Source organism: Stenotrophomonas sp. 2YAF22 (assembly GCF_052114665.1).
Lineage (GTDB): Bacteria > Pseudomonadota > Gammaproteobacteria > Xanthomonadales > Xanthomonadaceae > Stenotrophomonas > Stenotrophomonas indicatrix.
In genome coordinates, this window is record NZ_JBFRFE010000180.1 from 1 (window position 1) to 6,913 (window position 6,913).

At 65.9% G+C, this 6,913-nt stretch carries 6 protein-coding genes; 2 read left to right on the top strand and 4 right to left on the bottom strand.

Annotated features, from left to right (window positions below; translation table 11 throughout):
- The 4 genes from AB4Y84_RS09155 to AB4Y84_RS09170 all read right to left on the bottom strand — a co-directional run.
- A partial coding sequence (locus AB4Y84_RS09155) for an adhesin (RefSeq protein ID WP_442250028.1) occupies nucleotides 1–1,337 on the bottom strand: 1,337 nt, incomplete at its 3' end.
- Between the two features lie 44 nt (nucleotides 1,338–1,381).
- Nucleotides 1,382–1,924, bottom strand: a complete 543-nt coding sequence (locus tag AB4Y84_RS09160; protein WP_425541520.1) for a hypothetical protein — start codon at nucleotides 1,922–1,924, stop codon at nucleotides 1,382–1,384.
- A 68-nt stretch (nucleotides 1,925–1,992) separates the two neighbouring features.
- Complete coding sequence (locus AB4Y84_RS09165; RefSeq protein WP_363732349.1) at nucleotides 1,993–2,532, bottom strand: hypothetical protein; 540 nt, start codon at nucleotides 2,530–2,532, stop codon at nucleotides 1,993–1,995.
- 230 nt (nucleotides 2,533–2,762) lie between these two features.
- Nucleotides 2,763–4,097 (bottom strand): dicarboxylate/amino acid:cation symporter, encoded by a 1,335-nt coding sequence (locus AB4Y84_RS09170; RefSeq protein WP_025876066.1) that lies wholly within the window; start codon nucleotides 4,095–4,097, stop codon nucleotides 2,763–2,765.
- Nucleotides 4,098–4,251: 154 nt separating this feature from the next.
- Here AB4Y84_RS09170 and AB4Y84_RS09175 point away from each other — a divergent pair, with 154 nt between their 5' ends.
- Nucleotides 4,252–5,958 carry an alkaline phosphatase gene (locus AB4Y84_RS09175; protein ID WP_442244095.1) on the top strand — a complete coding sequence of 569 codons (1,707 nt, stop codon included), beginning with the start codon at nucleotides 4,252–4,254 and terminating at the stop codon, nucleotides 5,956–5,958.
- Nucleotides 5,955–6,500, top strand: a complete 546-nt coding sequence (locus tag AB4Y84_RS09180; RefSeq protein ID WP_442250030.1) for a WG repeat-containing protein — start codon at nucleotides 5,955–5,957, stop codon at nucleotides 6,498–6,500. Before AB4Y84_RS09175 ends, AB4Y84_RS09180 begins: the two co-directional genes overlap by 4 nt.
- Nucleotides 6,501–6,913: the final 413 nt, after the last annotated feature.

The window sequence follows — 6,913 nt, forward strand, 5'->3', positions numbered from 1 at the left end:
GCCAATGCCAGGCTGTTGGCCTGCAGGTTGCCGGTACCCGATGCCACGTTCACGCCGATGTTGCCGGACGCGCCGGAGAACGCGCTGCCGGACAGTGCCGAGGTGTTGGTCGCATTGACGTTCACCCAGCGGGTGGTGCTGACCGTGCCACTGAGGCTGGCATAGAGGTCGGCCACGCCCAGCTCGACGAACTGGCTGGTGCCGCTTTCACGCGTATCGAAGCCCAGGCCACCCACTCCCGGCCGGTTCGGGTTCATCGTTGCATTCTGGATCTCGTTGTCCAGATCGATGTGCCCGGTCGCATTGCCACCCGGATGCGGCAGATCGCCACTCCACGAATCGAGGTAGTAGTTGGCCATCTGGTAGGCATTGCCGGTGCCGCGATAGGTACCGGCACCCACGGCCAGGGTACCGCCTGCGACGCGACCGCTCAGGCCGACCTGCACCGTATCGGTGTAGGACTGCACGAAGCCGGCGTTGGACACGGTGTTGCCGGTGGACACCTGGTTGGAGCTGATGCTCGACTGCGCCATCGCACTGGTTGCCACGGAGGCTGCGAGCGCGTTCTTCTGCTCGTTGTTGTTGCCCGAGGCGATGTTCACGCCGATGTTGCCCGAGGCACCGCCGAAGGCATTGCCACCGAGGCCGGCGGCGTTGGTGACGCCGGAGTTCATGGTGGTGTTGCCGAAGCCGGCCTGGTTGACGAACACCTCGGCGTCGGCCATGCCGAAGCTGAAGGAAGCATCTGCAGCGGACAGCGACGCAGCATTGTCCTGCGCGTTGTTGTCGCCGGCCACCACGTTGAAGCCGAGGTTGCCGGAGGCACCCGCACCGACATCATCGGCGATCGATGCACTGTTGGTGACCAGGCTGTTGCCGGTGAGGTTGTTGCTGATCGACTGGCGGTTGTCGATCACGGCGATGGCTGCCGAATCCAGGTCGATGTCACCGGTGATGGTCGGATCGCCGGAGAAGTTGATGTCCGAACTCAGCCGCAGATCCTTCTCCAGGTTCACGTCGACGCCGTGGTTGTTCTTTTCCTTGCGCTCGTCGGCCTGGATGTTGCTGTTCTTCTGCACCTGCTCGTTGACGTTCACCGTACGATTGCGGGTCACGTTCGAGGTGTCGGTGTTGTTGCGTACTGTGGTGTTGGTGCGGGTCCAGTTGCGGACTTCGTTGTCGGTATGGTTGTGCGTGTCGTTGCGGGTTTCAGTCACGACGTGGTTGTGGTTGATGTTCGCATTGGCATTCTGGTTGTCCCAGCCATTGGCCGCAGCAGCGGTCGAGGCAGTGGCAATTGCCATGGCGAGTACGGTCTTTTTGACAGTCGCTTTCATGGTGCCCTCTCTCTCATCAGGTGATTGGTTCGGGTGGGTGGTACTCACGGGTTGCCCTGCACGACCAGGCCCAGAACATTGGCCGTGTCGTTTCGCGCTCCCGCGATCTGATTGAGTTGCAGGACACCGTCGAAGCCCCGCAGTGCCGTCGACGAAACGCCGACACTGCGGATACCCGCCGCAACACCGTCACCGGTATCGCCCTGCCCCCCTGCTGACGCGATGTCCGAGGCGGCCAACGCCGTGTCATCGGACTCGCGTATTCCTTGCCGGGCCAGCGTCGCGCTGACGACGTTGAGCGTCGTGTTGGCGATGCCGCTGGCCTGGTTGATCGATGCAATGCCGCTGGCGCCTGCCAAGGCCTGTCCGGCGATGTGCGCGCTGGCTTCCAGTGGTGCCGAAAGCACGACGTCGTTGCTGTGCTGTTGCCGCGCAGCGATGGCCACGTCGGCGCGGTCGCCGCTGGCCATGCCATGCAGATTGGCCTGGATGTTGAGATCGCCCGCCGCCTGGTTGATGGCGATGGCACCACTGGCACCGGCCAGCGCGCGACCGTCGATGCGGGTCACGTCGAGGTAGGCCAGCATCCCGCTGTAGTCGTCGGCCAGCGCTGAGGCGGGCAATGCCAGCCAGGCCGCCAGCAGCACTGCGCGCTTCACTTGCCACCCGCCTGCGCCGGAGCGCCCAGCGGGAACTGCGACAGTGCGCCACGCACGGTATCGCCGATGCCGCGCGTGGTATTGCCGACCGCCCCCAGCGGGCCGCTCATCGCACCGCTGAGGCTGCTGCCGCTCATCATCCCCTCGCCCGAGCGTCCAAGGGTTCCGCCCAGTGCCTGCTGCGTCACCCGCTCGACAGTGGTGACGCCGTGCGCGTGCACGCTGCCGGTCTGGCCAGCGCCGAGGCCGGCGTAGTCGTCATCGCTGAGTTCATCCATGCCGCTGGCAGCGCCGCTGCTGCCGAGTGCGGCGGCGATCTCATGCTGCGGTTTCGGATCGGCGATCAACGCCATGCCGGGCGGCGCCATGCGGTAGGCCGGGCGCGTAGACACGTCGCGCAGCAGGACGATCTCACCCGGCTGCGCCTTCACCCCTTGGCGGGCACCCGAGGCCGCAGCCGCCAGCGGAACGGCCAGCACCAGCAGCAGCGCAAGCCGCCGGCCAGAAACAGTGAAAAGGGTGGTGCTGCCGTCCATGCCGCTCTCCCGTTGCATATGCGCAGGGATAGAGCAGCTTTCGTGCCAACACCGGAAGTCCGTCGCAGCGGGGGTTTGACGGGTAACACCGCGGCGGCATGACGCCACAGTGTTACAACTTCGTTCGGATTCCGTTCGCCTTAACGCGCAGGAAACACCACTGCGCAAGGCGCCATCGGGGCTGTATCAGTAGTGTTACAGGTACTGATACAGCCCGTTGCAGTGCCGCTTCAGGCGCGCGGCGGACTCGGGTCGGGATCATCGATGCCGACGTTGGTGGACGGGTTGTCGTACACCGTCTGGTCGAGCAGGCCGGTTTCCTTGGCCACCAGCACCGGCACCAGCATCTGTCCGGTCACGTTGGTCATCGTGCGCATCATGTCCAGGATGCGGTCGATCGCATACAGGTAACCGATGGTTTCCAGCGGCAGGTTGGCCGCACTCAGCACCACCGTTGCCATGATCACCGCCGTACCCGGCACGCCGGCGGTACCGAAGCTGCCCAGCACCGAAGCGATCAGCACCACCACGTACTGCTCCGGCGTCAGCGGCACACCGCTGTACTGGGCGATGAATACCGCGCACAGCGCCGGATAGATCGCACCGCAGCCGTCCATCTTGATGCTCGCGCCCAGCGGCACCGCGAACGAACCGTAGTCCTTGTTCACGCCCAGGTTGTGGGTAATGGAGCGCAGCGCGACCGGCATCGCCGCGAAGCTGGAGGAACTGACGAAGGCCACCTGCATGCCCGGCGCCGCACCGCGGAAGAACTTCAGCGGATTCAACCCGTGTGCCAGCAGCAGCGCGCTGTACACCACCACGATGTGCAGCGCACAGGCCACGTACAGCGCCAGCACGAAGTGACCCAGCGGCAACAGCTTCTCGAAGCCATAGCTGCCGACCAGGCCGGCAATCAGGCCGAAGGTGCCGATCGGGGTGACTTCCAGCACGAAGCGGGTCACCTGGATCATGATGTCGCTCATCTGCCCGACCAGCTTGCGCGCCTCGGTCACCTTCTCGCCAAGCTTGACGATGGCAAAGCCGACCAGGCCAGCGAAGAAGATCACCGGCAGGATCGAACCACGGCCCGCCGCCAGCACGGTCTCACCGGCGGCGTTGACCTTGGTGCCGATACCCGACAGCGCGTAGAACACGTTGGACGGCACCACATCCAGCAGCACCTGCACCACGCTGGGCACTTCGCGCGGCACATAGTTGCTGGCCATCGACAGCTGCAGGCCACCGGCGCCGGGCTGCAGCACCGTACCCACGCCCAGGCCCACGCATACCGCCAGCGCGGCAGTGATCACGAACCACAGGAAGGTGCGCCCGCTGAGCGCGGCGACCGATTTCTGGCCGTGCAGCGAAGAGATCGCGTTGATGACCGCGAAGAACACCAGCGGCACCGCGATCATCTTGATCAGGGTGACGTACAGCTCGCCGAGCGGGCCGAACCAGGTTTCAGCAGCCGGGCCAAGCGCCCAGCCGGCCAGCGCACCGAGCACGAAGCCACCGACCACGCGCTGCCAGAATGGAATCCGCAGCCAGGCAGAGACCAGCTTCATAGGCAATCCAAGGGGGTAGGAAGGGATGCTGGCACGATAGCCCAAGGCGGGCCGCAGAACGACCGCCCATGTGGCAAATCAGTGTGTCATCGGCGTGCCTTGCAGGGCCGGGCATAATGAACGTCCCGTTACACTTTGTGAGATCCCAGCGTCCATGCGCCGTTCCGTCTCCCTGTTGGCCGCCTGTGCCACGACCCTGCTGCTTGGCGCCTGCGCCAGCACCGCTCCCGCGTCCGCCCCGGCCGGCCTCAAGGTCACCGTTGCCCCCGTCGCCCACCCGGCCGGTGAAACCCCGCAGTGGTGGTACCGCAGCGGCGCTGCGCAGGCGGCGGCGAACGGTGCGATGACCGGCAAGGCCAAAAACGTCATTCTGTTCCTGGGTGACGGCATGAGCCTGACCACCGTGGCCGCCTCGCGCATCTACGAAGGCCAGCAGAAGGGCGGCTCGGGCGAAGAGAACCTGCTGTCGTGGGAGCGCTTCCCCGCCACCGCGTTCAGCAAGACCTACAACACCGACTCGCAGACCCCGGATTCGGCCGGCACCATGACCGCCATCACCACCGGCGTGAAGACCCACATGGGTGCGATCGGCGTCAGTGCCGGCAGCCGCACCGACTGCGCCGACAGCCTGTCCAAGGGGCTGCTGACCTGGCTGCAGCTGGCCGACAGCGCCGGTCTGGCCACTGGCGTGGTCTCCACCGCACGCCTGACCCACGCCACGCCGGCCGCGACCTATGCGCATTCGCCCGAGCGCAACTGGGAGAACGACACCGACCTGAGCGAAGCGGCCAAGGCCGCCGGCTGCAAGGACATCGCCCAGCAGCTGCTGTCGACCTCGCGTTACGGCCGCGGCCCGCTGGTCGCCCTGGGCGGTGGTCGCGGTGAGTTCACCACCGTGGAAGAGCGCGACCCCGAGTACGACGACAAGGTCGGCCAGCGCCTGGACGGCCGCAGCCTGGTGCAGGAATGGCAGCAGGCGCACCCACAGGGCGCCTACGTGTGGAACAGCAAGCAGCTGCAGGCCGCCGCCAACGCACCGGCGATCCTCGGCCTGTTCGAGCCCGACCACATGCGCTACGAGTACGAACGTCCGCAGGACCCGGCCGGTGAGCCGAGCTTGGCCGAGCTGACCGCTGCGGCGATCAAGAACCTGTCGCGCCATCAGGAAGGCTACGTGCTGATGATCGAAGGCGCGCGCATCGACCACGCCAACCACAGCGGCAACGCGTACCGTGCGCTGACCGAAACCGTGGCCCTGTCCGACGCGGTGCGCGTGGCCAACGAGCTGACCTCGGCCGATGACACCCTGATCATCGTCACTGCCGATCATTCGCACACCCTGAATTTCGTCGGCTACCCCGCCCGCGGCAATCCGATCCTGGGCAAGGTGAAGGACAAGGGTGGCGAAGATGGCGCCGGCAAGCTCGACTACGCGCTGGATGGCAACGGCCAGCCGTACACCACCCTGAGCTACGCCAACGGCCCCGGCCACACCGGCACCAGCAACCAGCAACCGGCCGGTCCGAAGCGCTACCCGCACAACCCCAGCAGCTTCGAGCCGGCCAACGGCCGCCCGAACCTGCACGACGTCGATACCGAGCATCCCGACTACATGCAGGAAGCGCTGGTACCGATGAAGTCCGAATCGCATGGTGGCGAGGACGTCGGCATCTGGGCACGCGGCCCGGGCAGCAAGGCGATCCGCGGCACCCTGGAGCAGAACGCGATCTACCACATGATCGTGCAGGCCACCCCGGCCCTGCGCGATCGCCTGTGCCAGGCCGGCACCTGCGATGACAAGGGCGTGCCGGTGGAACTGCCGGCACCGGCCACATTCGAACGCAAGGCCGAGGCCAAGTGATGGYGCGGCCGGCACGCCCTGCTCTGGGCAGTCTCCGCCGTGCGCGCTGGCTGGCCCTGCTGGGTGTGCTGGCCAGTACCTGTGCGTCAGCGCAGGGGCCGGCCTGCAATGTCATGACCGAAGAACACGGATTGTGGATGCTGCCCGGCTGCGAGGTCGTCAATGACAAGCCGCAGATCAGCGCGGAGACCCTGCAGGATCTTCCCTACGACGGCGATGGCCTGGCGCTGGTACAGACCGCCGATGGCTTCCACTACGTCGACCGTCGCGGCCGCAGCCAGGCGGTGATCGCCTGGGACAACGGCGCCGACTCCCTGCAGGAAGGCCTGTTCCGCGGCCGCGTCGGCGATCGCGTGGGCTACTTCAACGCCGCCTTCGAACAGGTGATTGCGGCCACGTTCGATTTTGCCTGGCCATTCCAGGACGGCGTGGCCGAAGTCTGCAACGGCTGCCGCCGCGGCACGCCCGATGGCGACGGGCATACGCCGATGGAAGGCGGCGAGTGGTTCCGCATCGATCGTTCCGGTCGTCGAGTGAAGTAAGGGTTTTTCAGCAGGGCTGCGCCCTGCACCCGCCAGATCAAATGCAACAGCCGAAGCAACAGCAACAGCGGGCATTCCGTGGGGTGGCGGGGCGGTGTCGGATCGCGGGGACGCCGTAAACCCATCCTTGGGGGCTTGGCCGCGGCATCCATGCCGCGGACACCCCGCAATCCGACACCGMCCCACCTCTGACAGTTGGCCGGTGGCCAGTAGATCCACGCYATGCGTGGATGAAATCTSYCAGATATCGAATGAAATTCTGGAGTCAGATCCGTGTCGACCAAGGTCGACACCCACCAAGGGCAGGCCTTGCCGTTCCGACAGATCKCAGAAAACTGTCGAAGGCGGGGTGGGTCCGGTTGCGGGGGCGTGAGTGCCATGGATGGCGCGACCGAGCTTACATGGACGTACTT